General features: G+C 68.9%; 25 protein-coding genes and 2 pseudogenes. 9 read left to right on the top strand and 18 right to left on the bottom strand.

Annotated elements, in window-relative coordinates; genetic code table 11:
• Positions 1–41: 41 nt before the first annotated feature.
• Both ACZ7KF_RS09840 and ACZ7KF_RS09835 read left to right on the top strand, forming a co-directional pair.
• The gene (locus ACZ7KF_RS09840; RefSeq protein ID WP_471070911.1) at positions 42–1,319 is read left to right on the top strand and encodes an activator-dependent family glycosyltransferase; all 1,278 of its coding nucleotides are present in this window, start codon (positions 42–44) and stop codon (positions 1,317–1,319) included.
• Positions 1,320–1,432: 113 nt separating this feature from the next.
• Positions 1,433–2,179: a 3-oxoacyl-ACP reductase family protein gene (locus ACZ7KF_RS09835; protein WP_471070908.1), complete on the top strand. Its 747-nt coding sequence runs from the start codon at positions 1,433–1,435 to the stop codon at positions 2,177–2,179.
• A 607-nt stretch (positions 2,180–2,786) separates the two neighbouring features.
• On the opposite strand, the gene ACZ7KF_RS09830 is transcribed toward ACZ7KF_RS09835, so the two are convergent.
• From ACZ7KF_RS09830 to ACZ7KF_RS09820, 3 genes are read right to left on the bottom strand one after another with little or no spacing between them, the layout of a single operon-like run.
• A complete protein-coding gene (locus ACZ7KF_RS09830; protein ID WP_471070905.1) occupies positions 2,787–3,221 on the bottom strand; it encodes a TetR-like C-terminal domain-containing protein in 435 nt (144 codons plus the stop codon).
• Complete coding sequence (locus tag ACZ7KF_RS09825) at positions 3,205–3,672, bottom strand: alpha/beta fold hydrolase (protein ID WP_471070902.1); 468 nt, start codon at positions 3,670–3,672, stop codon at positions 3,205–3,207. Before ACZ7KF_RS09825 ends, ACZ7KF_RS09830 begins: the two co-directional genes overlap by 17 nt.
• Before the next feature lie 2 nt (positions 3,673–3,674).
• A complete protein-coding gene (locus ACZ7KF_RS09820; RefSeq protein WP_471070899.1) occupies positions 3,675–4,007 on the bottom strand; it encodes a nuclear transport factor 2 family protein in 333 nt (110 codons plus the stop codon).
• 1,336 nt (positions 4,008–5,343) lie between these two features.
• Between ACZ7KF_RS09820 and ACZ7KF_RS09815 the strand changes: the two genes are divergently transcribed.
• Both ACZ7KF_RS09815 and ACZ7KF_RS09810 read left to right on the top strand, forming a co-directional pair.
• On the top strand, positions 5,344–5,979 hold the full coding sequence (locus tag ACZ7KF_RS09815; RefSeq protein ID WP_471070896.1) for a TetR-like C-terminal domain-containing protein: 636 nt from the start codon (positions 5,344–5,346) through the stop codon (positions 5,977–5,979).
• A gap of 56 nt (positions 5,980–6,035) precedes the next feature.
• Entirely contained in the window at positions 6,036–6,773 is a 738-nt protein-coding gene (locus ACZ7KF_RS09810; protein WP_471070893.1) for a hypothetical protein, read from the top strand.
• A 7-nt stretch (positions 6,774–6,780) separates the two neighbouring features.
• Here ACZ7KF_RS09810 and ACZ7KF_RS09805 read toward each other — a convergent pair whose 3' ends face one another.
• The 9 genes from ACZ7KF_RS09805 to ACZ7KF_RS09765 form a co-directional block, all read right to left on the bottom strand.
• A complete protein-coding gene (locus ACZ7KF_RS09805) occupies positions 6,781–8,394 on the bottom strand; it encodes an ATP-binding SpoIIE family protein phosphatase (RefSeq protein ID WP_471070890.1) in 1,614 nt (537 codons plus the stop codon).
• Positions 8,395–9,126: 732 nt separating this feature from the next.
• Entirely contained in the window at positions 9,127–10,353 is a 1,227-nt protein-coding gene (locus ACZ7KF_RS09800; RefSeq protein ID WP_471070887.1) for an MFS transporter, read from the bottom strand.
• A gap of 328 nt (positions 10,354–10,681) precedes the next feature.
• Positions 10,682–11,566: a dioxygenase family protein gene (locus tag ACZ7KF_RS09795; protein ID WP_471070884.1), complete on the bottom strand. Its 885-nt coding sequence runs from the start codon at positions 11,564–11,566 to the stop codon at positions 10,682–10,684.
• Complete coding sequence (locus ACZ7KF_RS09790) at positions 11,563–12,633, bottom strand: maleylacetate reductase (RefSeq protein ID WP_471070882.1); 1,071 nt, start codon at positions 12,631–12,633, stop codon at positions 11,563–11,565. The genes ACZ7KF_RS09795 and ACZ7KF_RS09790 overlap by 4 nt, the downstream gene beginning before the upstream one ends.
• Positions 12,630–13,034, bottom strand: a complete 405-nt coding sequence (locus tag ACZ7KF_RS09785) for a nuclear transport factor 2 family protein (RefSeq protein ID WP_471070879.1) — start codon at positions 13,032–13,034, stop codon at positions 12,630–12,632. The genes ACZ7KF_RS09790 and ACZ7KF_RS09785 overlap by 4 nt, the downstream gene beginning before the upstream one ends.
• Positions 13,035–13,060: 26 nt before the next feature.
• Positions 13,061–13,912 (bottom strand): NAD(P)-dependent oxidoreductase, encoded by an 852-nt coding sequence (locus ACZ7KF_RS09780; protein WP_471070876.1) that lies wholly within the window; start codon positions 13,910–13,912, stop codon positions 13,061–13,063.
• A 128-nt stretch (positions 13,913–14,040) separates the two neighbouring features.
• On the bottom strand, positions 14,041–14,661 hold the full coding sequence (locus ACZ7KF_RS09775; protein WP_471070873.1) for a hypothetical protein: 621 nt from the start codon (positions 14,659–14,661) through the stop codon (positions 14,041–14,043).
• A 146-nt stretch (positions 14,662–14,807) separates the two neighbouring features.
• On the bottom strand, positions 14,808–16,058 hold the full coding sequence (locus tag ACZ7KF_RS09770) for an alpha/beta hydrolase family protein (RefSeq protein WP_471070870.1): 1,251 nt from the start codon (positions 16,056–16,058) through the stop codon (positions 14,808–14,810).
• Between the two features lie 99 nt (positions 16,059–16,157).
• Positions 16,158–17,252 (bottom strand): zinc-dependent alcohol dehydrogenase, encoded by a 1,095-nt coding sequence (locus ACZ7KF_RS09765; protein ID WP_471070867.1) that lies wholly within the window; start codon positions 17,250–17,252, stop codon positions 16,158–16,160.
• A gap of 307 nt (positions 17,253–17,559) precedes the next feature.
• Between ACZ7KF_RS09765 and ACZ7KF_RS09760 the strand changes: the two genes are divergently transcribed.
• Complete coding sequence (locus ACZ7KF_RS09760) at positions 17,560–18,294, top strand: helix-turn-helix domain-containing protein (protein ID WP_471070864.1); 735 nt, start codon at positions 17,560–17,562, stop codon at positions 18,292–18,294.
• Between the two features lie 48 nt (positions 18,295–18,342).
• Here the strand turns inward: ACZ7KF_RS09760 and ACZ7KF_RS09755 are convergent, their stop codons facing one another.
• The 3 genes from ACZ7KF_RS09755 to ACZ7KF_RS09745 are packed head-to-tail and all read right to left on the bottom strand — an operon-like array spanning position 18,343 to position 20,884.
• Complete coding sequence (locus ACZ7KF_RS09755) at positions 18,343–19,017, bottom strand: 3-oxoacid CoA-transferase subunit B (protein WP_471070861.1); 675 nt, start codon at positions 19,015–19,017, stop codon at positions 18,343–18,345.
• Entirely contained in the window at positions 19,014–19,682 is a 669-nt protein-coding gene (locus tag ACZ7KF_RS09750; protein WP_471070858.1) for a 3-oxoacid CoA-transferase subunit A, read from the bottom strand. Before ACZ7KF_RS09750 ends, ACZ7KF_RS09755 begins: the two co-directional genes overlap by 4 nt.
• Complete coding sequence (locus ACZ7KF_RS09745; RefSeq protein WP_471070855.1) at positions 19,679–20,884, bottom strand: thiolase family protein; 1,206 nt, start codon at positions 20,882–20,884, stop codon at positions 19,679–19,681. Before ACZ7KF_RS09745 ends, ACZ7KF_RS09750 begins: the two co-directional genes overlap by 4 nt.
• Positions 20,885–20,967: 83 nt before the next feature.
• Here ACZ7KF_RS09745 and ACZ7KF_RS09740 point away from each other — a divergent pair, with 83 nt between their 5' ends.
• The 3 genes and pseudogenes from ACZ7KF_RS09740 (at position 20,968) to ACZ7KF_RS09730 (ending at position 22,651) form a co-directional block, all read left to right on the top strand.
• Entirely contained in the window at positions 20,968–21,879 is a 912-nt protein-coding gene (locus ACZ7KF_RS09740; protein ID WP_471070852.1) for a LysR family transcriptional regulator, read from the top strand.
• 6 nt (positions 21,880–21,885) lie between these two features.
• A pseudogene (locus ACZ7KF_RS09735) lies at positions 21,886–22,104 on the top strand (helix-turn-helix domain-containing protein); the annotation flags it as partial.
• Between the two features lie 43 nt (positions 22,105–22,147).
• A complete protein-coding gene (locus tag ACZ7KF_RS09730; RefSeq protein ID WP_471070985.1) occupies positions 22,148–22,651 on the top strand; it encodes a hypothetical protein in 504 nt (167 codons plus the stop codon).
• On the opposite strand, the gene ACZ7KF_RS09725 is transcribed toward ACZ7KF_RS09730, so the two are convergent.
• Positions 22,627–22,839, bottom strand: coding sequence for a hypothetical protein (locus ACZ7KF_RS09725; RefSeq protein ID WP_471070849.1), 213 nt, complete (start codon positions 22,837–22,839; stop codon positions 22,627–22,629). The two genes, ACZ7KF_RS09730 and ACZ7KF_RS09725, sit on opposite strands and share 25 nt — an antisense overlap.
• 712 nt (positions 22,840–23,551) lie before the next feature.
• Here ACZ7KF_RS09725 and ACZ7KF_RS09720 point away from each other — a divergent pair.
• A pseudogene (locus tag ACZ7KF_RS09720) lies at positions 23,552–23,933 on the top strand (transposase family protein); the annotation flags it as partial.
• A gap of 64 nt (positions 23,934–23,997) precedes the next feature.
• On the opposite strand, the gene ACZ7KF_RS09715 reads toward ACZ7KF_RS09720, so the two are convergent.
• Together ACZ7KF_RS09715 and ACZ7KF_RS09710 are read right to left on the bottom strand one after the other, a co-directional pair.
• Positions 23,998–24,585 (bottom strand): hypothetical protein, encoded by a 588-nt coding sequence (locus ACZ7KF_RS09715; protein WP_471070847.1) that lies wholly within the window; start codon positions 24,583–24,585, stop codon positions 23,998–24,000.
• Between the two features lie 133 nt (positions 24,586–24,718).
• Positions 24,719–25,924 (bottom strand): S1 family peptidase, encoded by a 1,206-nt coding sequence (locus ACZ7KF_RS09710; RefSeq protein ID WP_471070844.1) that lies wholly within the window; start codon positions 25,922–25,924, stop codon positions 24,719–24,721.
• Between the last annotated feature and the right edge of the window lie 751 nt (positions 25,925–26,675).

The raw sequence follows: 26,675 nt of genomic DNA, 5'->3' as shown, positions 1-26,675 counted from the left end.
ACCCGCGACGAACACCGACTGCCGAACGGGGAGACGAGCCGATGCGCGTCCTGATGACGTCGATCGCCCACAACACGCACTACTACCATCTGGTGCCGCTGGCCTGGGCCCTGAAAGCCGCGGGCCACGAGGTGCGAGTGGCCAGCCAGCCCCGCATCACCGACATCATCACCGGGTCCGGCCTCACCGCCGTACCGGTCGGTGACGACAAAGACATGATGGAGCTGTTCGCCGAGATCGGCGGAGACATCACTCCGTACCAGGAGGGACTGGACTTCGCCGAGGAGCGGCCCGAGGCGCGGTCCTGGGAGCATCTGCTCGGCCAGCAGACCGTTCTGACCTCGCTGTGCTTCGCGCCGCTCAACGGCGACTCCACGATGGACGACATCGTCGCGCTGGCCCGCTCCTGGCAGCCGGACCTGGTGATCTGGGAAACCTTCACCTACGCGGGAGCGGTCGCCGCTCATGCCGTGGGCGCGGCGCACGCCCGCATCCTGTGGGGCCCCGATGTCATCGGTCAGGCCCGGGAACGGTTCCTGGAGGCCAAGGCAGAGCAGGCTCCCGAGCACCGGGAGGACCCGATGGCCGAGTGGCTCGGCTGGACCCTGGAGAGGCTGGGCCTCCCGGCGGCCGGAGACGGGCTGGAGGAGTTGCTGAACGGCCAGTGGGTCATCGACCCAGGCCCCAAGAGTGTGCGGCTCGACCTTCGCGAGCCGATCCTGCCCATGCGCTTCGTTCCCTACAACGGCCCTGCCGTCGTACCCGACTGGCTGTCCGAGCAGCCGAAGCGACCGCGCGTCTGCCTCACCCAGGGAGTGTCGGGGCGCGAGACCCACGGCAAGGACATCGTCCGCTTCCAGGACCTGCTCACGGCGCTGGGCGACCTCGACATCGAGATCGTCGCCACGCTGGACAGCACCCAGCGGGAGAACCTGACGGAAGTCCCCGACAACGTCCGGATCGTCGACTTCATCTCGATGGACGTGCTGCTGCCGAGCTGCGCCGCGATCGTCTACCACGGTGGCGCCGGCACCTCGGCGACAGCCCTCCTGCACGGCGTTCCACAGATCGTCATCGGCGCGCACTGGGACGTGCCGGTCAGGGCCCGGCAACTCGACGACCTGGGCGCCGGCATCTTCATCCGGCCCGAGGACCTGGACGCGGCCACACTGCGCGCGGCGGTTCGGCGAGTGCTCACCGAGCCTTCCCTCCAGCAGACCGCGGACCGGCTGCGGGCCGAGATGCGGTCCAACCCCACCCCCGCGGAGACCGTACCGGTGTTGGAGCGGCTCACCCAGAGCCACCGGCAGTCCCGCTGACCACCCGGCCGGTGCACGGTGCGGGACCGTGTGCCGGGGCACCACCGTCGCCGGCGGTCGTCGGACCGCCGTCCGGTCGTCTCCCGTAACCAACGGATGGAGCAGAACAGCACATGGAGTTCGAAGGTCAGGTCGCGCTCGTGACGGGGGCCGGCAAGGGCATCGGCCGTGCGACGGTCGTCCGGCTGGCGGAAGCCGGATGCGACATCGCGCTCAACTACCACAGCTCGAAGTCACAGGCCGAGGAAGCCGCCGAGCGCATCGCCGCACTGGGCCGCAAGGTCGAACTGTTCCCGGGTGACATCTCCCGCCCCGAGACCGCACGGCAGCTGGTGGCCGCGGTGCACCAGAAGTTCGACCGGATCGACATTCTGGTGAACAACGCGGGCATGGCGCGGGACAAGCTCCTGCTGACCATGGAGGCGGACGACATCCACCAGGTCATCGCCACCAACCTCGTCGGCCCGATGTTCCTCACCCAGGCCGTCGCACTCACCATGCTGCGTCAGCGTTCCGGACGCATCGTCAACATCACCTCCGCGGCCGCGAGCAAGCCCGGAAAAGGCCAGTCCAACTACGTCGCGTCCAAGGGCGGCCTGGAGGCGTTCACCAAGGCCATGGCGGTGGAACTCGGATCCCGTGGAATCCTCGTCAACGCGGTCGCTCCCGGCATCGTCAAGACCGATCTGACCGAGGCTCTCCGCGACGGGGCGCAGCCGGAACTCCTGGCCCGGCAGGTGATCGGGTCCTTCGCCGAGCCTGAGGCGGTGGCGGAGGCAGTGGCCTACCTGGCGAGCCCTCGCAACACGCACACGACGGGCACGGTCCTCACCGTCGACGGCGGCCTCAAGATGGTGTGAGCGCCACCGGACATAGGACCGCCGCCCTGGCGACGGCCAGGGCGGCAGGGGCGGGAGAGCGCGCAGCGCAGGCGAGAGTGGGCGGTGAACACCCCGACTCCACGTCCTGCCGGGCGCATCAGCATGCGGGCCAGGGCCTGGCTTTGTCGAGGCCCTTGTGTATGCGCGTGATCAATGTCTTCTCCTCCGACAGCCGTAAGCTGACGGTGGAGGGGACGTCCGCCACTTCTGGGAGCAGTGTCTCGGCAAGTGCTCGGGTGCCCGAGACCAAAATGACGAAGTCGGCCGCGTACGGGGCCAGCCGGGACGAGAGAGCCACATTGCTCAGCAAGGGCCTAAGAATCCCGCCCTCAGGGCCGAGTGCGAGAGTGGGGCCCGGGCCGCCATCGCGCCGACGACAACTGCTTTGCGCACTCAAAGGACCCCAACGGCAAGACCACGGGGCACACTACCGAGTTCCCGGAGCTGGACGAGGACACCTGGCTCCCCAGTCTCTTCGACGCCAGCGAGCCGGCGACCTCCGACCCGTGGGGACGGCGAACGCGATAGACGAGTTCGTGACCAGGGTCATGTGCGTCTGGGAAGTGGCGATCGGCCGGTAGGTCTGCTATGAAGCCGTCGGGTCCGCCTCCGGGCGGGCCGCGACGCCTTGTGTCCCCAGGTCGACGAGCCGTTCCACCAGCGAGTCGTCGAGGGGGCCGAGGCTGAACAGCAGATGCAGATACACCGGGGCGTAGAAGAGCTGAGCGGCACGGCCCGGATCGATGTCCGACCGGAATACACCCTCGTCGATGCCTCGCTGCACGAGTTTCTCGACGGCCGCGTACCGGTCGTTCCAGAACCGGGAACGGAAGTCGTTCAGGGCCGCTGGACCGTACTGGCACTCGGCGATGATCTGGGAGATCAACTTGCCCTGGGCGCCCGCGTAACGGGCGATCAGCAGCTTCAGATGCGCCAGGAGAGCAGCGCGGACCGGCAGCTCTTCAGGGATGCGGACATGCTCCAGGTGGTTCTCCATGAAGGCGTCAATCACCACCGCCACCGATGAAGGGAGCCGTTCCCCGAGAGCGGAGCAGTCCGACCTCCTGCTGAACCTCCGCCGGAGCAGCTGCGACACGTCCACCATGTGCCCCGCCGGCAACCAGCGCGGTAAGCCGTTCCGGGTGCCCCGCCAGCAGGTTGAGGCCGATGATGCCGCCCATCGACGCACCCCAGAAGGCCACCCGGGAGATATCGAGTGCGTCGAGTACGGCCACGACTTCACCCACCTGACGGTCGATCCGGTAACTGTCCACATCGTGGGGTGCATCGCTCCCACCGTGGCCACGGGCATCGACGAGAACCAGGCGATGGCACCCGGCAAGTGCGTCGACATAGCCAGCCGACCGCCACGTCGTGCGGTCCCCGAAGAAACCGTGCAGCAGCACCAACGGCGGCCCGCTGCCCACAACCTCGAAGGCGATCCGAACTCCGTCGCCGCTGGTGACCCGCACCGTCAGTCGCTCTGGGACGGGACGTGCGTGGCCTGGTGGTAGTACATGCGCCAACCCGCCGCCTCGCCCAACCTCCGCCACAGCGAGCTCCGGCGCGCCCGCCGTCCCTCGATCGTGGTCTCGTACGTCAGGTGCACCACACCAGGAGCCAACACGACACCCGTCATACCTGAAGGCACGTACCGAGGACCCTCCTCCGAGTTGCCGGGCATCTCCGGCAACTCGGCCAGCATCTCCTCGTACGACCACCGCCGGCCCGAGGCGCCGATCTCTACGAACTCCGGGTCCAACAGCTGCCTGGCCTCCGCCCGCGACGTTCGCACGGTGGGATCCATGAGCCGCAGCTCCCCCCTGATTGCCTCTTCGACCTCATTCGCTTCAGCACGCACCGCTGCATCATCGCCCCACCCACCGGGCTCACCGCAACCACGTAACCCAATGCTCAGTGCCGAGCGGACGATCTGGCCGCGCTGGCCAACTTCCTTGCGGCAGATGCCGTCGGGCGGTCTCAGCTCAGCACTCAGTATTGGAAGGCTCCTACCAACACAAAGATCATTTCGTTAGGAGTTCTTAGCCTCGGTGCCTGATTACCCCCGTGGGGTGTGTCGTAGCGTCGGCAGTCCCAGCAGCACTGGGCCGCCAGGTACCGCCGCGTCGATCTGGTCGATCTTGGCAGCGCTGGGCGAGGTCGGGACGTAGAGGGAGCAGCGGGCGCAGGCGTGCTCGTGGATGCAAGCGGTGCCGTAGGCGCGGGCGCACCCCGTCTGGCCATCGTCGCCCCGTTCAAGCCCGCCCACGTCCTGCTCCAGGCCAAGGACGACAAACCGGCAAGCGCCTCCCCGGGCGCCACCGTCAACATCGGCTGCGGCGGTACGAACCTGCTCACCCTCACCACCGGACCCAAGGGGACGGCCACCGGTGACTTGCCGGTGAGCAACCGGAAGCCGAGTTCTGGATCAAGGAGATCAAGGCTCCCGCCGGATACGACCTCTACACGCGCACCAAGACCTTCACCGCAGGCCCAGGCGCCCCGGTCACCGTAACCCTCACCAACTCGAAAGCCTCGTTCTTGCCGAATCCCACACCGACCAAGATGCCCACCCACACCCCGTCCACACCGGAGGGCAAGCCCGACCAGCGGAACCCCCGGCGGATCCCGGCCCAGCCCGGTCACCTCTAAGTGCTCAATTCAAGCGGGAACCGGTGCTCCGCCGGCGACGCGTACGGGGGGGCATGTGCGGGTCAGCAGGATCTTGCGCGCACTCCGCCGAGGTGCGGGTGCGGCGTCTTGTGCTTTCCGTCCGCGTCGAGGATCCGTACGTGGCGCTGTCACCGGGTGGGGACAGCTCGCCCGCGTCAGTCACCCGGGCGTGGTGTGTACGCGAGGTGAGCGGATGGTCGGCCGTCGAGCGACGGCCCGGGACAGGCGGTCACGTGCGAAAGGGGCCTGGCGGCGATGGGCTCCACCGGAGCCGTCGCCGAATTGCGGATCCCACGCCGGTGTCAACTGGACGGCCGGGAAGGGCTTCGCGGCGCGGAGGGGTCAATTCCGCGCCTGTCGCCCTGCTACTGGGTGAGCTTGCATGCCGTACTCTAATGCAAGAAGTACTGCACTAAGAAGCCAGGGGCGGCATTCGACCGTCGGCCGTTCACCGTGGCGCGAAGGAATCCATGACCGAGAAGTCCGTGCAGCGTCGCCCCGGCGGGCGCACTGCCCGCAACCGTGAGAACGTCCTCCGCGCCACCGCGGAGGTGCTGCTCCACGAGGGCTACGAGCACCTCACGATTGCCCGTGTGGCCGCCGCGGCCCAGGTCGCGGAGACCACTGTCTACCGCCGCTGGCCGAGCAAGGCGCACCTGGCTGCCGACGCGTTGTCCGAGCTTGCGAGGACCGGGAACCCGATACCGGATACCGGCACGCTCGAAGGGGACCTGCGGGCATTGCTCGGCCAGGTCGTCGCGCTTGTCGAACGGCCCGAGGTCCGGCGGGTGATCCTCACCATCGTGTCCCTCGCGGCGGACGACGACGAAGTGGTGGCGGCCAAGGGCACCTTTTGGGAGGCGCGGTTCGCCGGCGCCGCCGCGATCGTGGCCCGTGCTGTCGAGCGCGGTGAACTCGCCCCGGACACCGACCCGTACGAGCTGATCGAGGATCTTGCCGCACCCGCGTACTTCCGGCTCCTCGTCACGGGCCGGCCGCTCGACGACCGCCTCGTCGACCGCTCCGTCGAGCTCGCGCTGAGCCGTCAGGGCATCCGGGCCGCATCGATGCCCGGCCGTGCCGCGTCGCCGACGGCCGACGACTGAGACGGCACGGCAACGCACCACCATCGAAGCTCGCCTCACAGGAACGGAGCAACACCATGAGCAGTGCATCGCCCACCATGCACGCGATCATCGGCGGCCGCCGATTCAGCCGCGACCAGGTGCTGGCGTGGGAGGCCGAACGCCTGCCCGCGGCGGCCTCGAAGATCGGCCTCCCAGTGCCGTCCGGGGACCTCGCCCGGCAGCGCGCGGAGTTCGCAGACGGCAAGCTCGCCCTGGGAGCCGACGAGATCAAACGCCGCCTGCGTCGCGACCTTCGCGTCGGCGACGTCGTAGCGAACACCACCGCCCGGATCTCCCGCGGCGGGCGTGCCACATCCGTGTGCGAGCTCCAGGTGACTGGAGGCAGCGCGGCCGGGCTCGTCCAGTGGTTCGAGGACGCCTCCCGGGACGACTACATCCGCTCCATGACTGCGGCGCACCCCGACCACTTCCTCATCCAGGCCCTGCCCGACGGGCGGCAGGAAGTGATTGAGACCACCGGTGGCAGCCCCCTGCCCACCCGATTCCTCATCGACTACACCGACCTCTCCACGCTCACCACGCACTCCGACCCCACTACCGATGCCGAGACGGCGGGCGTCGCCATCAGCGGAAAGGGCCTGCACATCGGCGGCGTGCGCCACGAGTTCCGGGACGTATCAGGAGGCTTCCACGCCCACCTGTGCGTCGAGTTTCCCCGTACGACCCTCCCGCGCATCCTCTCCGAACACCGCCGGCACCTGGCCATCGAATTCTCCAACTGGGTGGAGTTCGCCTTCAGCGCTGGGCGCTGACTCCCCGTCAGGCCGTGAGCGGCTGTTCGGACCAGATGCACTTGCCCTCGGGCAGGAAGCGCGTGCCCCAGCGCCGGGACACGGCCGCCACGAGCTGCAGACCTCGTCCGCCCTCGTCGGTGGAGGCCGCACGTCGGATGCGCGGGGTGGTGGGACTGCTGTCGTACACCTCGCAGATCAGGGAGGTTCCGCGCAGCATACGCAGCCTGACGGGGCCGCTCGCATACCGGATCACGTTGCCGACCAGCTCGCTGACCACGAGCTCCGTGGTCATCTCCAGATCGGTCAGCCCCCACAGGCCCAGTTGCTCCCGGACGTGCCGCCGTGCCTCTCCAGCGGCCCGGGGATCGTCGGGAAGGGCGAAGGAGACGACGTCACCTTCGGGGATGCCGCGGGTGTGGACGACGAGCAGGACCGCGTCGTCGTCGGTGCGCTCACGATCGGGCAGCAGGTCCGACACGACGGCGTCGCACAGCTGGTCCAGAGCGGGTCCGAGCTCGCCTTCCCGGCGCGCGTCGGAGGGAAGAGCCTGGGCCACGGCGCGGGACGCGGACCGCTCCAGCTGGTTCAGGCCCTCGTCGATGTCTCTTGTGGCGGATTCGACGAGGCCGTCCGTGCAGAACACGAGCAGGCTGCCGTCGGGCAGATGCAGTTCGTGAGTGGCGAACGGCGGTTCGGCCGCACCCAGTGGTGGGTCGACGGTCGCCTCGGGGCGCACGACGGTGCCGTCGGGGTGGAGGACGATCGGCGGGGGGTGCCCGGCCGATGAAAAGGTACAGATTCGTGTGACGGGGTCGTACTCGGCGTAAAGACAGGTGGCGTACGAGTCGTCGCCGAGGCCGCGGACGAGGTCGCCGAGGTGAGCGAAGAGCTCGTCCGGCGGGATATCGAGATCGGCGAGGGTGCGGACCGCGGTGCGCAGACGGGCCATGGTGACCGCTTCGGTGACGCCGTGTCCCATGACGTCGCCGACGACCAGAGCCACCCGGTCGCTGGACAAGTGGATGATGTCGTACCAGTCACCGCCCACCTCGTCGCTCTGCCCAGCGGGGAGGTAGCGGACGCCGGCCGAGATGGAGGGCAGGGTGGGCAGCGCACGGGGCAGAAGACCGCGCTGGAGTTCCTGGGCGCGGGCGTGTTCCGCATCGTAGAGACGGGCCCGCTCCAGTGCTTGTGCGACCAGGCCGCTGAGAGCGGTCAGCAGCGTGCGCTGCTCGTCGTTGAAAGAGCGCTCCCTGGCGAACGAGATAACGCAGCATCCGATGGCGCGGCCGGAGGCGATGAGGGGCAGCACCGCCCAGGCTCGCTTGGCCGATGCGGCCACGAGGCTGTCCAGTGGAGGGAAGAGCCGGAGGAATTCGGCTGGCGACTCTGCGAATGCGGGCGTCCGCGTGCGCAGGACGGTAGTCGCCGCGGTGTGGGTGGTGAGGGGGACCCCCTCGATCTCGGCCAGGAAGTCATGCGAGTAGCCGGTAGAGCCAAGGATGTGCAAACGGTTGCGGTCGATGACCTCGACCAGCATCCCGTCGGCGCCGAACGGCGGCAGGACATGTTCCTGTACCGCGCGCACCACGTCCAGGGAGGTGACGGCTTCCGCGAGCGCCACGGTGAGTTCGCCCATCCGGAGTTCGGCGTCCTCCCCACCCCCGGCGCCGACGGCCGCTCGGGACCACGGGTCGGTCGCGTTACCGGGGTGCGGGGCCTTTTGGGCGGCCCAGGCGGCCACCGCAGCGAGGAACGACCACTGTTCCGGGTCCGGTGAGCCGTTCCCGGTTGTGAGCACCGACAGCGCGCCGATCGGTCCGTCGGGGCCTGGTAGGGGGACCGAGGCCGTGCCAGTGGCGCCGGTTCCCATGGAGTCGGGGGACCAGACGACTGAGCCTGAACGAGTGGCGCGGGCGGGTGGCACCTCCTCGTCGCCCCGTAGCGTCGCCCAGGCCGTGGTGAGGCCAGGCCCCAGGCCGCCGGCCGCGGTCAGACGCAGCTCGCCGTGAACGACATCGCACAAGTGGACGAGTCCGCCCAGGCCGCCCAGGCCCGCCATCGCCTGCTGAGCGGCGAGCGCCAGTGGCGCTGGTCCTGCGGATCCGTCGGCCTCCAGTAGGCGCAGCCGTGCGGCTCGCGAAGTGGCGACGTCACTTGCCGGGTGGCTGTTCGCCGTGGCCATCTCACCTCCTGCCGGGCAACGCGGCTCTCCCAGAATAGCTCCGAACGGCCCGGCGGACCTGGGTAAACGTTCCTTTATGGGGCAGGGGGTGGCGGAGTCAGGGCGGAGGCCCTGCGGTGGTTCCGCAGGGCCTGACACGGTGCTGCGACGGTGTCCTGCCGCCCGTACGGCGTACCGGAGAGGCGGTCAGGCGCTCGGCCGGACCGTTGCCCTGGCCTCGGGCTCGAGGGCTGGCCCCGCAGCGTGGTCACCGGTGCGCGGCAGCAGCAGTGCCACCACGGCACCCAGAGCGAAGAATCCGGCGCAGACCATCAGGCCGCCGCTGAAGCCGATCGAGCCCGCAAGGCCCGCCAGCGCGAAGGGAGCGAACGCGGACACGCCACGACCGACGTTGAAGCAGAACCCCGCTCCGGTGGCGCGGGCCCGGGTCGGAAACAGTTCGCCGAGGTAGGAGCCGAAGACTGCGAAGAACGCCGTGAAGGCGCCGAACAGCGGGCCGAGCCACAGCAGGGTCGTGTCGTGGGTGGTGAGGGCATAGACGGGCAGGGTCGCGACCGTGCCGATGAGAGTGAGGACGATGGTCGCACGTCGGCCGATCCGGTCCGCGAGCACGCCGAAGACGTTGTAGCCGATGAAGATGCCGACGTTCAGTACCGTCACGAACCAGGTCATGGACTCCGCCGGCAGACCGCGCTCGGTGGTGAGGTAGGTCGGCAGCCAGGTCATCGCCCCCCAGTAGCCGGTGAGGACCAGCGCCGCCATGAGAGTGCCGAGCAGTGTCGTGCGGCGCAGCGGTCCTCTCAGCACGTCGCCCGCCGAGACGGACTCGGTGGCCTGATCAGCCTTCTCCGCCGCCCAGTCGGCGGATTCCCGGAACCAGACCAGGACGATCGCGACGGGGACGATCACGGCGGCGCCGGCGACGAGGAACAGCAGCCGCCAGTCCGGCAGGAGCATCTTCGAGAGGACAGCCGCGATGATGCCGCCTGCCGGAAACGCACTGATCACGAAGGCCGCGGCGCGGCCGCGGCTCTTGACGGGCCATGTCTCGACGACGTAGGCCGACACGACGCTCCACACGGAGCCGAGACCTATGCCGGCGAGGAATCGCAGGATCAGGAAGACGGTGAAGTTCGGCACGACGGCGAGGGCGGCCGTGAACGCGCCGAACGTGACGAGGGAGCCGACCAGCGCTTTCTTGCGGCCGAAGTTGTCCGCCACATAACCGCCGAGAACGCTGCTGACTCCGATGCCCAGCAGGGTGGCGGTGGCGAGGAGTCCTCCCTGGGTGGCGGTCAGGTTCATGTCCTGCCGGATCTCCGGGAGCGTCAGGGACAGGAGGACGATCTCCAGGGCATCGAACAAATAGGCGAGGAAACACCCGCCGAGCACCATCCAACGAGTACGTCGCATGCTTGCACCTCCGGGTCGGGCTGCCGGCGCATCCGGGCAGCACTGATCTGCGTGTCGCGTGAGAGTGAGAAGTCCCTGCCGGGACGCGTCGGGGGCCGGGACCCGGCAACACCCGTTCCTGGCGCGCTCGAAGTCGGTGGGCGCGCGGTGCAGCAATCGATCGGAAGCCCTCGGGGCTCGCGGTCAGGCCCTCTGTTCGGGCCGCCTGGTCGTCAGACCGGCCATCGGCACACGATTGTGACGCTGAGGACGCTCCGCTTGACTCAGCCGTCTACGCGCAGCGGAGCGTCCTCGACACTTCGGTTACGGCTCGAGAGACCCCAGCCGATCAGTGGTCCTCGTCGGGGACGAGAACAAGATCGAACTTCATGCTCGTCCACGGCCCCTGCTGGTGCGCTCCGTCAGGGGCCGGGCCGGCTGCGTGGTGCTCGGCCTCGACGACAAGGCTGTCCTTCACTCCGAACACGGCGTCGTCACCGAGGTGAGGATCTCCGGCCACGAAAATGTGGGTGATCAGGGTCCGGTGGCCCGGCGCGACGACCTTGAAGTGGAGGTGCGCCGGGCGCATGGGCCCACGACCCGCGGCCTTGAGGAGATCACCGACGGGGCCGTCATGCGGGATCGGGTACGGCGTCGGCAGGACCGTCCAGAACCGGTACGAGCCGTCCGCGGCCACCCGCAGCCAGCCACGGCCCGCGGAGTGGTCGGCGCCGTACTGCACGTCGTAGAAGCCGTCGTCGTCGGCTCCCCAGACGTGCAGCAGTGCACCGCCGAGCGGGCTGCCGTCCACGGACCGCAACTGACCCGAGACGTAGCACGGCGTGCCCACCGCTCCGCGCGCGATGTCACCCCCGAGCGGGACCTCCGGAGCGTCGTCGACGTAGAACGGCCCGAACACGGTCGCCTCCGTCGCCCCGGGCGCCTTCGGCTCGTTGATCGCGACCGTGAGCATGGACAGACCCAGGACGTCGGACAGGAGAATGAACTCCTGGCGACGGTCGTCGGTGATGTGCCCCGCGCGGGTAAGGAACTCGATCGCCTGCTTCCACTCCGGCTCGCTGAGCCTGACCTCCCGCGCGAAGGCGTGCAGGTGCCGGACCAGGCTCTGCATGACCTCTCGGAGCCGCGGATCCGCCGCTTTGTCGAAGCTGGCGAGAACCTCGTCGGTCACGGCCTGTTCCCGCGCGGCGACCGCAGTGTGCTCGGTGCTCATGCGTCCTCCCCGGTGGGAGCCGTCCCGGCCCACGCGGCTTGCAGCAGCGTTCTCAGGTCACCGGCTGTGACAGGGCTCGGGTTGTCGGCGGGCGCGAGCGCGAGGATGTCGTCGAGGACGGTGTCCACGTCGCTCCTGGCCAGTCCGAGCTCGCGCAGACCGGCGGGGATGCCGAGCTTGTGGCCGAGCTCGTGAAGCCCCTGGACGGCGTCGTCCTTGCCGAGCGCGGCCGCGATGCGGGTGGCGGCCCGGGGTGCGTTCGGGGCGTTGAAGGCCAGGACGTAAGGCAGCACGATCGCGTGGGTCTCGGCGTGAGGCAGGTCGAAAGCCCCGCCTAGGACGTGGCAGATCTTGTGATGCAGCCCGGACCCGGCGACGGCGAACGCCGATCCGGCGAGGTAGGCGCCGAGCAGCAGATCGGCGCGCGCTCCGCCGTCCTCCGGATCTGTGGTGACGGCCGGCAGCCCCGCCGCGAGGTGGCGGATGCCGTCCTCGGCGACGGCGCTCGACACAGGGTTGCGCCGAGGCGCCCAGAAAGCCTCGACGCAGTGAGCCATGGCGTTGAGGCCGCTGGCCACCGACAGCGCGGCCGGCAGGGTCAGGGTGAGGTCGGGGTCGTACACAACGGTGCGCGGGAGCACCTTCGGGTCCGTGCCGGTGGTCTTGCGGCTTCCCTGCGTCAGGCCCCACACCGGGGTGACCTCGGATCCCGCGTAGGTGGTGGGTACAGCCACGATCGGCAGTCCCGTGGTCAGCGCTACGGCCTTGGCCGTGCCCGTCGTCGACCCGCCGCCCACGCACAGCACCAGATCGGCATCGGCTGCCGCCTCACGGGCGCTCTCGGCGACCTCGACCGGGACGTGCGGGCGGATGCCGGAGAAGGTAGCCGTGACGCGGTCGGCGAACGGGACACACAGCTCGCGGGCGAGTGCGGTCTCGGACTCACCGGCGATCAGCAGGATTCGCTGCGCGCCGAACGCGTCGACCTCAGCGAGCAGCCGGGTGCTCGCGATCCCGCGGCCGAAGACAACGCGTGCGGGGAGGGCGTCATAGGTGAAGGTGGTCATCGGACTTCCTCCGGAAGGACGGTGGGCTGGTATCCCAGGAGCAGCCAGGTGCCGTTCTCGCGCACCCAGACGGCCATGCACCGGTTCGCCAGCGTCTTGCGCACCCCGCCCGCGGTGATGTCGGCGTGCATCTCGCCGATCACCACGGCGGCGTCCCCCTGCACGATGATCCGGTCCACAGGGTGGTCAATGCGGTGGTACACGTAGAAGCCCGACCGGAGCTTGTCCCGGTACGAGTCGAGCGAGTCCACCTGCGCGTTGGAGTGGGTGTACGCGAGGTCCGGATGGGCGAGATCGGCGAAGGCGTCGACGTCGCCCGCGATCACTGCGGTGTAGCGGGCGTCTTCGAGGGCGCGGATCGTCGCCTCGGCCTCGGTCGTGGAGGTGCTGTCGGCAGTCACGGAATCTTCTCTTTCCTTACTTTCTTTCACGCGCCGCGCGAACCGTTGCGCAGCCGCAGAGCGGTGAGGACCCGGGCCATGTCCTCCTGGCCGAGCCCGGTCTCCATCGCGTAGTCGAGGACGGCGAAGGCGGCTTCGGAGGCAGGCAGGCTGAGCCGGCGCGTCCGGGCCAGGTCGAGCGCCAGGCCGAGGTCCTTGCGGATCAGGGACACCGGGGCTGCCACGCCCGCGGTGTCCGGCGAGAGGAACGCCTCCTCCTTGTAGCCGACATACGGCGCGCCGGCCGCGCTGCTGCGCAGCACGCCGTAGAAGGTTGTGAGGTCGAGGCCGCCTGCCTCCGCGATGAGCAGCCCTTCGGCGACGCCCTGGCTCAGTGCGGCGAGCACGGCGTTGACGGCGAGTTTCGCCGCCGAGCCGGCGCCGACGGGCCCGCAGTGGAACTGTGCCGCCGTCATCGCGGCGAGGAAGGGGCGGACCCGCTCGAAGTGCTCCGGGCTACCGCCGACCATCGTGGTCAGCGTCGCGGTCTCAGCCATGGACACGCTCCCCGACACCGGGGCGTCGAGGACGTGCACCGTCGCGGTGTCGGCCAACTCCCGTACCAGTTCGGGTCCGACGGTGCCCATCACCACGTGCAGGTGGTCCGGTGCGGCGTTGGTCAGACCGTTCAGGACCAGGTCCCGGGTCGTCGCCCCGTCCGGCAGCATGCTGATTGTCAGCGGCGTCTTGGCGAGCTCGGCCGTCGACCTCACGAGCTCGACGCCTTCCGGGGCCTGGTCCAGGCCCGGATCATGGCCGAGGACCGTGTGTCCGGCCTGTGCCAAATGAGTGGCCATCGGGCGGCCCATCCGCCCGAGACCTGCGATTCCGATCAGCACGGAGTTTCTCCATTGCGTTGCATGTCGGGCACCGAACCTCCCGGTCGGTGATGAGGGGAGCGAGGTCGAGGTTCGAGCAGCGATGTCGGCCCTCTTGCACACCCGCGCTTGTGTTGCAGGTATCCCGCTCAGGTTGCGTGTTCGGGGACCTCCTGACCGGTCTGGCGGCGGCGATGGAGGTGCTGGTGCCGCAGGGCGCCGTAGGCAGCGCACACGACGAGGAGCAGCGGCATCCAGTTGACCCAGGCGGCATTGCTCTCGGTCACCCGCGAGTAGTGGCCGACGATCAAGGATCCGGCGGTCAGAAAGCCGAGCGTGGCGAGAACCGGCGCGATCCGTGTGGCGTGGAGCGACCCGGTGATCTTGCCGCGTACGGAGGCGGCGATCACGCTGATCCAACCGAGGGTCGCGATGACGGCGATGGCCGATCCCGTTGTGCGGCCGAGGCCATGGGCCACGTAGGCGGAGTAGGCGCCGGAGCCGACAACGTACCGGCCGAGCACGACGTAGCCGGCGGTGAAGAAGAGGAACACCAGCACGGTTAGCAGGATGACCAGCACGGTGGCCGGGCCGACGCCCAGCACGAGGCTCATCGAATGGTTGGACGACATCGTGGTGAGCGGTGATATCGCGGCGATAGCCATGATGGCCGCCCCGAACACGCCGATGGCGCCCTGCTTGAGTGCCTCCGCTCGCGGGGATCTGACGTCGGGCTCGCTCACGGTGCGGGCTGGTTGGCTGCTCGTCATCGCAAACTCCGTTGGTTGCAGGGGGAGAAGGGTGAGCGTGGCGGCAGAGAGAGGCACCGTTTCGTCGCGGCAAGGGGCGTACGGACAGCGCGACGTCTGCTACTCGAGCGCGAGGGGGTCCGGAAGCCGTCAGGTGGCCGAGGGCATCAGCGCTGCGCCGGGGCCGTCCCGTACACGTCGGCGATCCAGTCCGCGATGTAGCTGGTGGTGGGCGAAATGTTGTCCGCCGCGACGTGCTCGACGCCGCCGTCCTTCTCGGTCATGATCTTCAGTTCTCGCCGCGGGCTGTTGACCGCGGCGTCGTACTGCTTGCGCGCCATGTCGACGGGGATCTGGCGATCGTTCACCCCGTGCAGGACGAGGAACGGCACGCGGATGCGGTCGCTGACCTCCACCAGGCTCATCGTGTCAGCGAACTCCAGAAAGTCGTCCGCCGAGTCCTTGCCGAACACCCACAGCAGGTGTTCGACGAAGTGCGGAACCGACTTCTCGGCAGCGTGCGGGTTGTCCTGCTGCAGGCGCCGGCGCTGCAGTTCCGCCCAGTCGTAGATGGCTCCCCAGGCGACGCACAGGCTGAAGCGGGGCTCGAAGGCGGCCGCGCGGGGTGCGTAGTATCCGCCGAGGGACCAGGCTGCCACGCCGATGCGCGCCGGGTCGCAGTCGGCGCGGGTCTCGAGGTAGTCCACACAGGCTGTGCCGTAACGCTCGCTCTCCGCGAATCCGGTCATGCTCCGCAGGCGGAGGGATTCACCGGACCCCGGCTGGTCGATGATGAGGGTCGACACTCCGCGCCGGGCGAGCTCCTGGGCGATGCCGGTCCCGTAGACCATCTCCTTGGTCGAGTCGAGTCCGTTGAAGAAGACGATGAAGGGGCTCCTGCCGCCCGTCCGCGCCTTCACGAGCAGACCCGGCAACGAGCGATCACCCTGATCGTCCTTGTAGGGGACCTCGACGAACTCGCAGTTCTCCTCGCCCAGGGTGACCGCCTTGCGGAAGCAGTCCAGGCCCGACTTGTATGCCTGCGCGCGGGGGGCGTAGCCGTGCTTCTGCATGCGCTCGGCGGTCAGGAAGTACACCGCAGCGCGTCGGTACCGTGCGGCCGCCGAGTAACCGCGCCCCTCAGCCGCGTCGGCATCGGCGAGACCAGCCAGACGCTGAGCCACGCCGCACCACGACTCGAAGAACTGCTCCGTCGACGCTTCTTCGGGGTCGGCGGTGAGCAGGGGCCGACATGCCTCGTCCACCTCGTCGACGACGCCCCCCGTGCTCAGTGCCAGATTGAGGGACAGATTCCATACGTAGTTTCCGGGGAAGTACTCGAACATCCCGCGCGGCCTTTCTGTTGATGAACCATCGATCGCCGCATGCGGCGACTGGGAAGGTGCGCCGATTTCCACAAGCCATCCGGCCTGATCGGCAAGGAGGCACCGCTCGTCCGCCCGATCCGGGGCGTGGAGGAGACACGACGCCCACGGCGGGGCAGGCGGATCAGCCCATCAGCTGTGCGCTGTGGGCTCCACCAGGATCTTTCCGTCCACCGAGCCGTTCGCCAGGCGCGCCAGGCCGGAATCCACCAGCCTGTCGAGGGGGATCACCTCGTCGAGAAGGAGACTTCCCAGCGGTCCGGTGGCGAGGATCTCCAGGGCCGGCCGCAGGTCTTCGTCGCAGACGTGGGCGACCGTGGAGTCGATGGTGATCTCGCGGAGAGTTAGGGCGAACATGTCCACGGCCGGTTTCTCCTTGGGCAGGCCGACGGCAAGGACTCGCCCCCCGGTTGCGACCATCGCAAGGGCATTCTCGTACTGCCCCGGGGCTCCGCTGGCCTCGATCACGACATCGGCGCCCACACCGGCCGTCGCCTCCAGCACCATCGCGATGACGTCGTCGTGGGCGGAGAGGGTGCGCGTCGCGCCGAGTTTCAGCGCCCGTGCCAGTTTCGGGCCCGGCAGGTCGATGACCGTCACATCCGCCGCGTGCAGATGCTGCAGGCCGGCGAGGACGAACGTTCCGATCGCGCCGGCGCCGATCACCACGACGCGGTCCCTGTCACGCACGCCCGCACGACGGGCGGCGTGAAGTCCCACCGCCAGCGGCTGCGCCATGCCGGCGTGATCGAGGGACAACCCCTCGGGAACCACGTGCAGCGTGTGCGCGGGGACCGCGACATACTCGGCGAGACCGCCGTGGGCGTTGAGCCCCAGTGTGTAGTAGCGGCGGCAAACATTGGTCCGCCCCTGTGCGCAGCGGTCACAAGCGCCGCACCACACGCCGGCGCCCGAGGCGACGACGTCTCCCACGCGCAGGGTCACGTCTCCGCGGACGTCCACCACCTCACCCACGAACTCGTGGCCCGGGATCATGGGTCCCACATGGCCGCTCGCCGGGTGCCGTTCCGCGAGCGGAACCATCACCGGGCCCTTGGCCCACTCCGTGGCGTCGGTGCCGCAGATGCCGTTGCGTCGCACCGCGATCAGGGCCTCTCCGTCTCGCGGGGTGGGTACCGGCACATCCTCGATGCGGATGTCACGCACACCGTGGTACACCGCAGCACGCATCGTCCCAGCCATGATCAACTCCCAGTTCTGGGGCACCGGCGAAGCGTCGTCGGCGGTCCCCTCCGCGTCAGGCCTGCGGCTCTGGAAACGGCCGGCGGCCGATCTCCCGACGGGGCGGCTCGCGCACCTGAAGTAAATCTCTGTTTAGTCACACTGAACATGTGCGTCCATATTGAACATCGGTGGCGGTGGTGTCAACGGGTTGTTACGAAGAAATGCCGTTCTCTCGGCCTTCGCCAGGCACCCCGACTCCATCAGCTGTTCACTCACACCGAACGCGTGTAGCGTTCCGTAATGGCAGCGACCGGTGAGAGTGCCGGTCCCCGGGAGGAGGGGGCAGTCCATGGAGGAACGCATCGGGCCGGCTCTCCGCGAGGCGAGAAAGGCCCGTGGTATCACCCTGCGGGCCCTCGCCGCGGACACAGGAGTCTCGGCGAGCCTTCTGTCACAGGTGGAGAACGGCAAGTCCCAGCCTTCCGTGAGCACGCTCTACCTACTCGTCAGCAGACTGGGCATCTCGCTCGACGACCTGCTCGGCCTCGACGTGAGGGAAACGCCCGCCGAAGTTGCCCCCAGTGGCGCCGCCGGACCCACCGGTGTCAGCCGCCCGGGATTCACCCTCCAGCGGGCGGCTGACAGTCCCGTCCTGAACATGGACAGCGGCGTGCGCTGGGAACGCCTGGCCTCTTTCGACGACGGCATGGTGGAGGCCCTCCTCGTGACCTACCCGCCCGGCGCGAGCAGCTCGGCGGAGGGAGCCCTCATGCGGCACGGAGGCTTCGAGTTCGCCTATCTGATGGAGGGATCGTTGACGCTGACGCTGGAGTTCGACCGGTACGAACTCGGTGCCGGTGACTCGTTCTGCTTCGACTCCACGCGCCCGCACCTGTACGTCAACCACGGCCGCGCAACGGCCCGCGGCCTGTGGTATGTCATCGGCCCCCACACCGCCGAGCATGCCCGCGAACGACTCTCGGACCTCCTCTCCCAGATCGCCGCAGGCAGGGCTCCGAGCCCGCTCGACGCCGGCGACGCGATCCGGCGCCTCGGCATGAAGGGTTTCGTGTCCGGCGGCTGACCGCCGGGTCCAAGCATGGCCCGGCGGTCGTCGGACTCCGGACCGGGTTCAGGCCCGCGTCGTCAGCAGGGGGAGGTCGAGGCGGCCCGAGAGTTCGTCGACGCTGATGCCGAAGGTCTCCCGGACAGTGACGCCCTGCGGTGTGATGTCGAGGACGGCGAGGTCGCTGTAGACGCGGTCGACGCAGCCGAGCCCGGTCAGCGGGTAGGTGCACTGGGGCACCAGCTTGGGGGCCCCGGTCCTGGTGAACAGCGTCATCATCACGTAGACCTTCTTGGCCCCGATCGCCAGGTCCATGGCGCCGCCGACCGCCGGAATGGCGTCCGGTGAGCCGGTGTGCCAGTTGGCGAGATCACCGGCGGCGGAGACCTGGAAGGCGCCCAGGACGCATAGGTCGAGGTGCCCTCCGCGCATCATGGCGAAGGAGTCGGCGTGGTGGAAGTATGCGGCTCCCGGCCGTTCGGTCACGGGGATCTTGCCGGCGTTGGTGAGGTCGGGGTCGATCTGGTCGCCGTGGGCGGCGGGGCCCATGTGGAGCATGCCGTTCTCGGTGTGCAGCACGACTCCGGCATCCGCGGACAGGTGATCGGCGACGAGGGTCGGCTGGCCGATGCCGAGGTTGACGTACGAGCCGTGGGGAACGTCCCGGGCGATCAGGGCGGCGATCTCGTGCTTGCCCAGCGGTCGGCCGCCGGCATCCGCCCGGCTGATGTGCTCGTTCACGCGCTCGCCTCCTGTACCACGCGGTCGACGTAGATGCTCGGTGTCACCACGGTCTCGGGGTCGATGCCGCCGGTGTCGACGAGGTCGCGGACCTGTGCGATCACGGTGGTGGCGGCGGTGGCCATGACGGGGCCGAAATTGCGGGCGGTCTTGCGGTAGACGAGGTTGCCCATGCGGTCGGACCGGTACGCGCCGATCAGCGCGACGTCACCCCTGATCGGGTATTCCAGGACGTACGTCCTGCCGTCGATGACCCGGGTCTCCTTGCCCTCGGCGAGCAGGGTCCCCGCGCCGGTGGGGCAGAAGAAGGCGCCGATGCCGGCTCCGGCGGCCCGGATCCGCTCGGCGAGGTTGCCCTGCGGAACCACCTCGAGTTCGACCCTGCCCGCCCGGTAGAGCTCGTCGAAGACGTAGGAGTCGGTCTGCCGGGGGAAGGAACAGACGACCTTGCGGACCCGCTCCTTGGCCAGCAGCGCCGCCAGGCCGGTGTCGCCATTGCCGGCGTTGTTGGACACGACGGTCAGATCCTTGGCGCCCTGGCGGATGAGCGCGTCGATGAGCGCGACCGGCATGCCGGTCATACCGAAGCCGCCGACGAGCACGGTGGATCCGTCCTCGATGCCGGCGACCGCCTCGTCCGCGGTGTCACACAGCTGGACGGTCACCGGCTCGCTCCCGTCACGTTCTCCAGGACCACGGCGAGCGCCTGTCCGACCCCGATACAGATCGCGGCGACGCCCCACCGCCCGCCGGACCGCTCCAGCCGGTGGGCGAGGGTGCCGATCAGCCGGCCACCGGAGGCGCCCAGCGGGTGGCCGAGGGCGATCGCACCGCCCTTGGCGTTGACGATCACCGGGTCGATCCCCCAGGCGTCCACACAGGCCAGGGCCTGCACGGCGAACGCCTCGTTGAGCTCGACCGCCGAGACGTCGGACCACGTGATACCCGCGCTCTTCAGGGCCCGGTTCGCGGCCTCCACCGGCGCGAAACCGAAAGCCTGCGGGTCGAGCGCGAACACCCCGCGCCCGGCGACGCGGGCCAGCGGATCGATGCCGACGCGGGCCCTGGCCGCCTCAGAACCGAGGAGCACGGCGGAAGCGCCGTCACTCAGCGGCGAGGCGTTGCCCGCCGTGATCGCGCCGTCGAGCCGGAACGACGGCTTGAGCGCGGCGAGCTTGTCGACCGTGGATCCGGCCCTGATGCCCTCGTCCCGCTCCAGCGTCGTGCCCTTCCGATCCGCCACCACCGGCAGGACGATGTCGTCGTAGAAGCCGGCCGTCCACGCCTCGTCGGCGAGGGCATGGGACCGTACGGCGAATGCATCCTGCCGCTCCCGACCGATGTCGAACCGGTCGGCGAGCTGCTCGTTGGCCTCCCCCAGGGAGACGGTCCACTCCTTCGGCATCCGTTCGTTGACGAGACGCCAGCCGAGGGTGGTGGAGACGGCGGTCACGTCCCCGGCGGGGTGGGCCCGATCGGGCTTGGGCAGCACCCAGGGGGCCCGGGTCATCGACTCCACGCCGCCAGTCAGAACGATGTCCGCGTCTCCGGTCTCGATGGCCCGGGAGGCGATGATCGCCGCGTCCAGGGAGGAACCGCACAGGCGGTTGACGGTCGTGGCGGGCACCGATGTGGGGAGCCCCGCCAGGAGCACGGCCATCCGTCCGACATTGCGGTTGTCCTCACCGGCGCCGTTGGCATTACCCCAGACCACGTCGTCGATCCCACCCGGGTCCAAGGCCGGCACCTTGGCCAGGATGCCGTTCACCGCTATGGCGGCCAGATCGTCCGGCCGCACACCGGACAGGGCTCCCGAGAACCGCCCGAAGGGCGTTCTCACCGCCGCGTACACATAACTCTCGGTCATTTCCTCACGGTAGGACCGGGCATTTCATTACGTCCAAGACCCAGTCCTTCTCCATTGATAAGCCAGACGCATAAAATAGTCGGATGGAGCTCCGACAAGCCCGCTACTTCCTCGTGCTCGCGGAGGAGTGTCACTTCGGACGCGCAGCCGAGCGTCTGCACGTCGCCCAGCCCGCGCTGTCCCAGCAGATCAAACAGCTGGAGCGCGAGCTGGGCATCCCGCTCTTCCACCGCTCCACCCGCCGCGTCGAACTCACCGAGGCGGGCCGGCACCTAACCGGTTACGCCCGCACCCTGGTCACCGAGGTCGAACGCGCCCGCGTCCATATGACGGAGCTCGCCACCGGCCGGGCGGGCCGCGTCTCCCTCGGCTTCATCGGCACCGCCACCTACGACGTCCTCCCGCGCGTCGCCCGCACCGTACGGGCCGAACAGCCCCACATCACCCTGGAACTGCGCGGCGAACTCCTCAGCCCGCAGCTTGTGGACGGCCTGCTCACCGGCGCCTACGACCTGGCGGTCCTCCGGCCCGGCGCCCACCCCGAGGGAGTGGTCGTCACCCCCCTGCGCACCGAGCCGCTGGTGGCCGTCCTCCCCGCGAACCACCCGCTGGCCGGTGAACCACACGTCTCCCTGAAAGCACTGGCCGGCGAACCCTTCGTCATCCACCCCGCACAGCCCCGATCCGCCATGCACGACCGAGTGCTCACGGCCTGCGCACGCGCCGGCTTCCAGCCGCCCTCCCTCGTCGAGGTCGGCGAGACAGCCACTCTCGTCGTCCTCGTGGCCGCCGGACACGGCGTGGCCCTGGTGCCCGAGTCGGTACAGAGCCTCCGGCTCGACGGCGTGACCTACGTGCCCTTGGCCGAGACCGAAGTCGTCGACCTCGTCCTGGGCCGGCGAGCCCACGGCAACATACCCGCTGTGGAGCAGGTCGCCGCGGTCATCGAGGCGTGCGTACGCCCCGAGGACACCGCAGGGTTCCCTCTACGATGACTGCGTGTGCCAGTCGGAAGGGGGCGGGATGTGACGGTACGGGTTCAAGCCCAGAAGCGGCCCCAACGACCGGGTGGTCGTGCGGCCCTGGTGGTCGCTGCGGTACGACGGGCGACCGAGGAACTGCTGGAGGAAGTGGGATACGAAGGACTGGTCCTCGCCGAGGTAGCGGCCCGCGCACAGGTGACCAAGACGACCGTCTACCGCCGCTGGCCGAACAAGGTGGATCTGGTTACCGACCTGTTCCTGGCCCGCACGGCGCAGCAGGATGTGGGCCGGGACACCGGAAGCGGGCGAGTGGTCGGTCAGCCGGACCCGGGTCGACAGCTCGCTCGGCACCACCCAGGGCTTCCTGGGCTGGTTCAACGGACGGATAGAGCAGAACGACGAACCCGCCATGCTCGTCGCCAACCCCGACCACTACCTCATCAGCAGCTCCCGGCCCGGTGCCCAGGAAGTGATTGAGGTGACCGGGGGCGCCATGCTGGCCGCCCAGTTCCTCATCGACTACACGGACACCGCCGGCGTCCCGATCGAGGAGGACCCCCTCTCCCCGGTTCGGACCTCCGGCTGGGCGCGAACCCTCGACGGCACCAAGATTGGCGCGGTCCGTCACCAGTTTCGCGATATCCCCAGCGGCGGATTCAGCGCAAAGCTCACTGTGGCGTTCCCGGCGACGCTGCCGCCGTGGATGTTCGCCGAGCACCAGTGGCACTTGGCATGCGAGTTTTCGAACTGGGTGACGGGCTACATCGCCTCTGCCCCGACCTGACCGCACGCCCATTCCTGCACCACGGTGCCCGCCTCCCCTTGGTACGCGAGGTCGACCTGCTTGGCCCGACGGAGCGTCATCCCCAAGCTGGCAGGCCAGCGGGTGAGTTGCATCTGCTGGCCGATCGAGCCGGGCGAAGCGCGCCTTGCCTGCATCACCTTCACGCGATGGATGCTCTTCGGGCTCACGGCCTCACAATTTGAGAACAGGCCCAGCCGCAGTTGCGCAGACGGCGTCGGCCTTCGATGAGTACATCGCCGTCTTTAGACCGTGTCCTACGTAGCGAGGCGGACGAATCGCTTGCAATAGCACAGGGCTGCGGTGAGTCCTTCCCTACGAGCTGGCCAAACCGGGCGAGCTGATCCACATCGACATCCGGTGATCGCTGCAGCTACATCCGCTCCGCCGTCGACGAGCAATCCCGACCGGCCTACAGGATCGGGCGGCTTGTGGGCAGTCAGGACAGAGATCGCCGTGCGGACTTGCCAGGCGAGTTCCAGGCGGCAGGCACAACCATGGCCCGTGACGTGCTCACGTCGATGGGCAGAAGAGCGTTCACCGTAAGCCTTGGTGCCTTGCCAAGTGATCACAGAAGACCGAGCCCGCCAGGTCGATCCCGTGGATTCGTCGCCAGCTCGCGGGTCGGCCGCCCCCAGCGGCGGGGCCGGTATTTCGGTCCCAAACTTCGCCGTCCGCGCCGCGTCGTAGGCGCCCTGCGTCAGCGGGGCCGCTCCCAGGACATGCCGTGCACGCCCGGCGCCCGTCTGCGGATCCACCACGTCGGTGGCAATGAGCTCTTCCAACTTGGTTCTGAAGGCGACCGGTTGGGGTGGCAACATGATGAAGCCCCTGGTAGATGGGTTTTCGACCAAGAGAACCGTCTTCACCAGAGGGCTTCACATGCTTGCCTATCCGTCGGGCGTCGAGGCGTCCAGTTCTGCCTTGCGTTGGCTCTCTCAGCAGTTGCGGTGGCATCGCCGCGAGATCGGCTCACGCTGGCGGCGTCTGAGTGCCGGCCGTCAAGCCCTGCTCACGCTGGCCCAGCTGCGGGTGGGCGCACCTATGCTCAGCTCGCAGTTGGGTTCGATGTTGGAACAACCACGGCTTACCGCTACGTCACCGAGGCCGTCGAGCTCCTGGCCACCCTCGCCCCAGCCTGGCCGACGCAAAGCGGACGGCGTCGGTGAAGGCGTATCCGATCCTGGACGGCACGCTCCTGCCGATCGACCGCATCGCAGCGGACCGCCCGTTCTACTCCGGCAAGCACAAGAAACACGGGATGAAGCGACTCCTTCGCAAACTGCGGTGTTCAACCACCCGGACCACCAAACTCGTCCAGGTCATCCTCACCCTGCAGCTGATCTGCTCAGAGTGAAGATGGAAAAGGCATCAGTGATGCGGCGGGTGCCGTCCCGTGCGGCCCGCATGACCTGCTCCACGGTGACTGCCTGGCGCCGGCGGTGCTCGTCGATCTGCAGGGTCTCGTGGATGCTCAACGCGAGGAGGTCGTCATTGAACTGGGGGAACTCCTCACCCAGGGCGAGTTCGACATGGGAGTGCTCACCCAGCACCTGGCGTGAGGCATCCAGTCCGGGAGCCTCGCCGGTGATGCGGCCGCGGCGGCGACTCGGGCCGATGAGGGACTTCAGAGTGCCGGCCCGGAGGCCGAGGATGGTTTCGAGGGCGTCCACGGCGCTCAGGGAGTGGGCCTGTTCGGGCTGGTTGCGTCCGCGCTGCCAGTAGCTCAGTGTGGCGAGGCTGATGCTGCTGCCCTGGGCTGCCAGCCGCTCGCGGACCCGGTCGAGGGAGAGTCCGCGCCGTTGGACCGCCTCACGAAAGGCAAGGGCGAAGGCTGCCTCAGTGTCGGGGGTGGCGGTACGCCCAGAGGGTGTGGGGGCCTGGCCGGCGGGTTCGGCGCGGTGTGGGCTTCTCATGGAGCCTCCGCGCCGCTGGTGCACGTTCTGGGGTGGCGTGTTCTGGGAATGCGCGCGTTCTGTGGTGGGGGCGTCCGACGGGCTGGGCGGGCCCGCCGTCCGCGGGCCCGCCCTCGCTCTTTCGACTCGGCGGTCAGTTGGTGTTGAGTGTCAGATCGTAGTACGACAGGGCGTCGTCGAGGGGCTGGAAGTACGAGGAGCCGCGGGAGTTGGTGCCCCAGCACTGCTGGCCGATGGGGCCGCCCGAGGTCATGCCCTGCGCCTGGTTGCCGGAGATGTAGGCGCCGCCGCTGTCGCCTCCCTCGGTGCACACCGAGGAGGTGGCCAGACCGGTCACCACGGTGTCCGGACCGCCGTGCTCGTCCTTGTAGGTGACGGAGACGTTGTAGGAGCCGACCGCGCCGCAGGTCCAGCCGGTGGTCTGGCCCGACTTGCACAGTGAGGCGCCGGGGGCGGCTCGCTTGCTGCCCTTGACGGCGATGTTCGCTCCGGTGCCCCAGGTGCCGACCTGGGTGGCGACGGAGTCGTCCGAGTCGACCAGGGCGACGCCCATGTCGACGCTCTGGGTGCCCAGGGCGTAGCGGCTGTGGGTGCCCTTGGCGAAGTGGGCGTTGTTGTAGTACAGGTCGGTGAGGTCGGCGACGCAGTGGCCCGCGCTTACGAGGTACTGACGACCAGAGGAGTCGTGGGCTCCGTAGCCGACGGAGCACAGCCAGCTGCCCTGGTTGTTGGTCCAGGTCATCCTGCTGCCCGGGTAGACCGTGGACTGGGTTTCGAGGCGCTGCCCGTCGCGGACGATCCGCACCGCGCTGCCGTGGGTGGCGGCCGCCTTGAGGAACGACTCCGCTGCGGCGGACGTACGGCCTGGGACGACGTGGACGGTCACGGTGTCGCTCGGCAGGTCCACCGACCACGAGGTGATGCCGTCCGGGGCGTTGCGGAGGGCCGTCGCGTCGAGCGACGCCTTGATTCGGTCCAGGGCGCGCTCGCCGCGCTGCGGGACGCGGGCCGTCAGGCCGTGCTGTCTGACCTGCGTGGCCGCGGCGGCGGAGGAGACGTTCACCGTCAGCTTGCCGTCGGCGGTGAAGTAGGCGCCGTCCGCCGCCACGCCCGAACGGTCGAGTTCGGCCAACTCGTCCTGTTGGGCGGCCTGGTGGTCGAGCCGGGCCACGGCGGTGTCCTCGCTGATGCCGAGGGAATCGGCGAGCGCCGCGACCATCGCCGGCTGGTAGCGGGGTGCGTCGTCGGTGGGGGCGGCCTGGGCAGAGGCCGTGACGGCGGTAGCCGACAGCAGTGTGCCGACCGCGGTGGTCACCAGGGATATCCGGGAAATGCGCACAACTTTCCTTTCTGCATGAGCATGTCATGTTCACTGACGGGATTTTGGGGTCTCCGAGGAAGGGAGCCAACCGTCGGCGATACGCGAAATACCGGTCCAGCGGCGTATGGGGGAAGTTTTCACCGCTGCGCTGAACTCTGGCCGAAGTGGGGGCCGTTGTTCAATTTCCACAGGGTTGGGGGTGGCTGTTGAATTCGTCGACGACGCGCCAAAAGCAAGTCGCTTACTTCGCTGGTCATCCGCGCCACTTTGCTTCGTTCGACGGCCGAGAGGAATTGGCGATCCGGTGAACCGAGCGCTGTTTCCTTTCGGTCGGTGCGGGCTCGTGGCGGCCAGGCCACTCGCACCCGTCATCCTGCTGCCGGTCCGTTCTTCGGCGCAGCGCGCGAAGGAGGGCCGACTGGGGAGAGGCACACGGAAGGCGGTGGAGCGAGTGCGCTCGCTGCCCTTCGTGCCGCGGCCCGATCACTGTGGGGTGGTGAGCGATCTGCCGACGAGAGAGAACCTACAAAGGCGCCCCCAAGACCGGCATCCGGATGCCTCCAGATACGGATCCCTATTTTGAACGCCCCCGGTTCACCGTTCCGTGAGGTCAACGGGGGACGGTTCGGAGTAACGCCTCGTCAACCGAACGGCGCGTACGGCCAGGGCCTCGTGCGGCAGGTCACGTGATGGCAGGCCCGCCGGCCGCGGGGCGGCGGCGAGGGCGGCGCCGGCCAAGACAGCCCGCCCCCGTGTCCGCCCGGTTCCG

It is taken from the genome of Streptomyces sp. NPDC038200, from assembly GCF_055600785.1.
The sequence above is the reverse complement of the archived record's forward strand: the minus strand, read 5'-3'. Positions and strand labels throughout refer to the sequence as shown.

Excerpts from the sequence above, each read along its gene's own strand:
- ACZ7KF_RS09740 (WP_471070852.1), top strand. The coding sequence starts at position 20,968 with ATGGAGCTCCGACAAGCCCGCTACTTCCTCGTGCTCGCGGAGGAGTGT.
- ACZ7KF_RS09730 (WP_471070985.1), top strand. The coding sequence starts at position 22,148 with ATGTGGGCCGGGACACCGGAAGCGGGCGAGTGGTCGGTCAGCCGGACC.
- ACZ7KF_RS09805 (WP_471070890.1), bottom strand. The coding sequence starts at position 8,394 with ATGGGCGAACTCACCGTGGCGCTCGCGGAAGCCGTCACCTCCCTGGAC.
- ACZ7KF_RS09795 (WP_471070884.1), bottom strand. The coding sequence starts at position 11,566 with ATGAGCACCGAGCACACTGCGGTCGCCGCGCGGGAACAGGCCGTGACC.
- ACZ7KF_RS09835 (WP_471070908.1), top strand. The coding sequence starts at position 1,433 with ATGGAGTTCGAAGGTCAGGTCGCGCTCGTGACGGGGGCCGGCAAGGGC.
- ACZ7KF_RS09745 (WP_471070855.1), bottom strand. The coding sequence starts at position 20,884 with ATGACCGAGAGTTATGTGTACGCGGCGGTGAGAACGCCCTTCGGGCGG.
- ACZ7KF_RS09760 (WP_471070864.1), top strand. The coding sequence starts at position 17,560 with ATGGAGGAACGCATCGGGCCGGCTCTCCGCGAGGCGAGAAAGGCCCGT.
- ACZ7KF_RS09815 (WP_471070896.1), top strand. The coding sequence starts at position 5,344 with ATGACCGAGAAGTCCGTGCAGCGTCGCCCCGGCGGGCGCACTGCCCGC.
- ACZ7KF_RS09715 (WP_471070847.1), bottom strand. The coding sequence starts at position 24,585 with ATGAGAAGCCCACACCGCGCCGAACCCGCCGGCCAGGCCCCCACACCC.
- ACZ7KF_RS09775 (WP_471070873.1), bottom strand. The coding sequence starts at position 14,661 with ATGACGAGCAGCCAACCAGCCCGCACCGTGAGCGAGCCCGACGTCAGA.
- ACZ7KF_RS09810 (WP_471070893.1), top strand. The coding sequence starts at position 6,036 with ATGAGCAGTGCATCGCCCACCATGCACGCGATCATCGGCGGCCGCCGA.
- ACZ7KF_RS09840 (WP_471070911.1), top strand. The coding sequence starts at position 42 with ATGCGCGTCCTGATGACGTCGATCGCCCACAACACGCACTACTACCAT.
- ACZ7KF_RS09820 (WP_471070899.1), bottom strand. The coding sequence starts at position 4,007 with ATGGATCCCACCGTGCGAACGTCGCGGGCGGAGGCCAGGCAGCTGTTG.
- ACZ7KF_RS09800 (WP_471070887.1), bottom strand. The coding sequence starts at position 10,353 with ATGCGACGTACTCGTTGGATGGTGCTCGGCGGGTGTTTCCTCGCCTAT.
- ACZ7KF_RS09790 (WP_471070882.1), bottom strand. The coding sequence starts at position 12,633 with ATGACCACCTTCACCTATGACGCCCTCCCCGCACGCGTTGTCTTCGGC.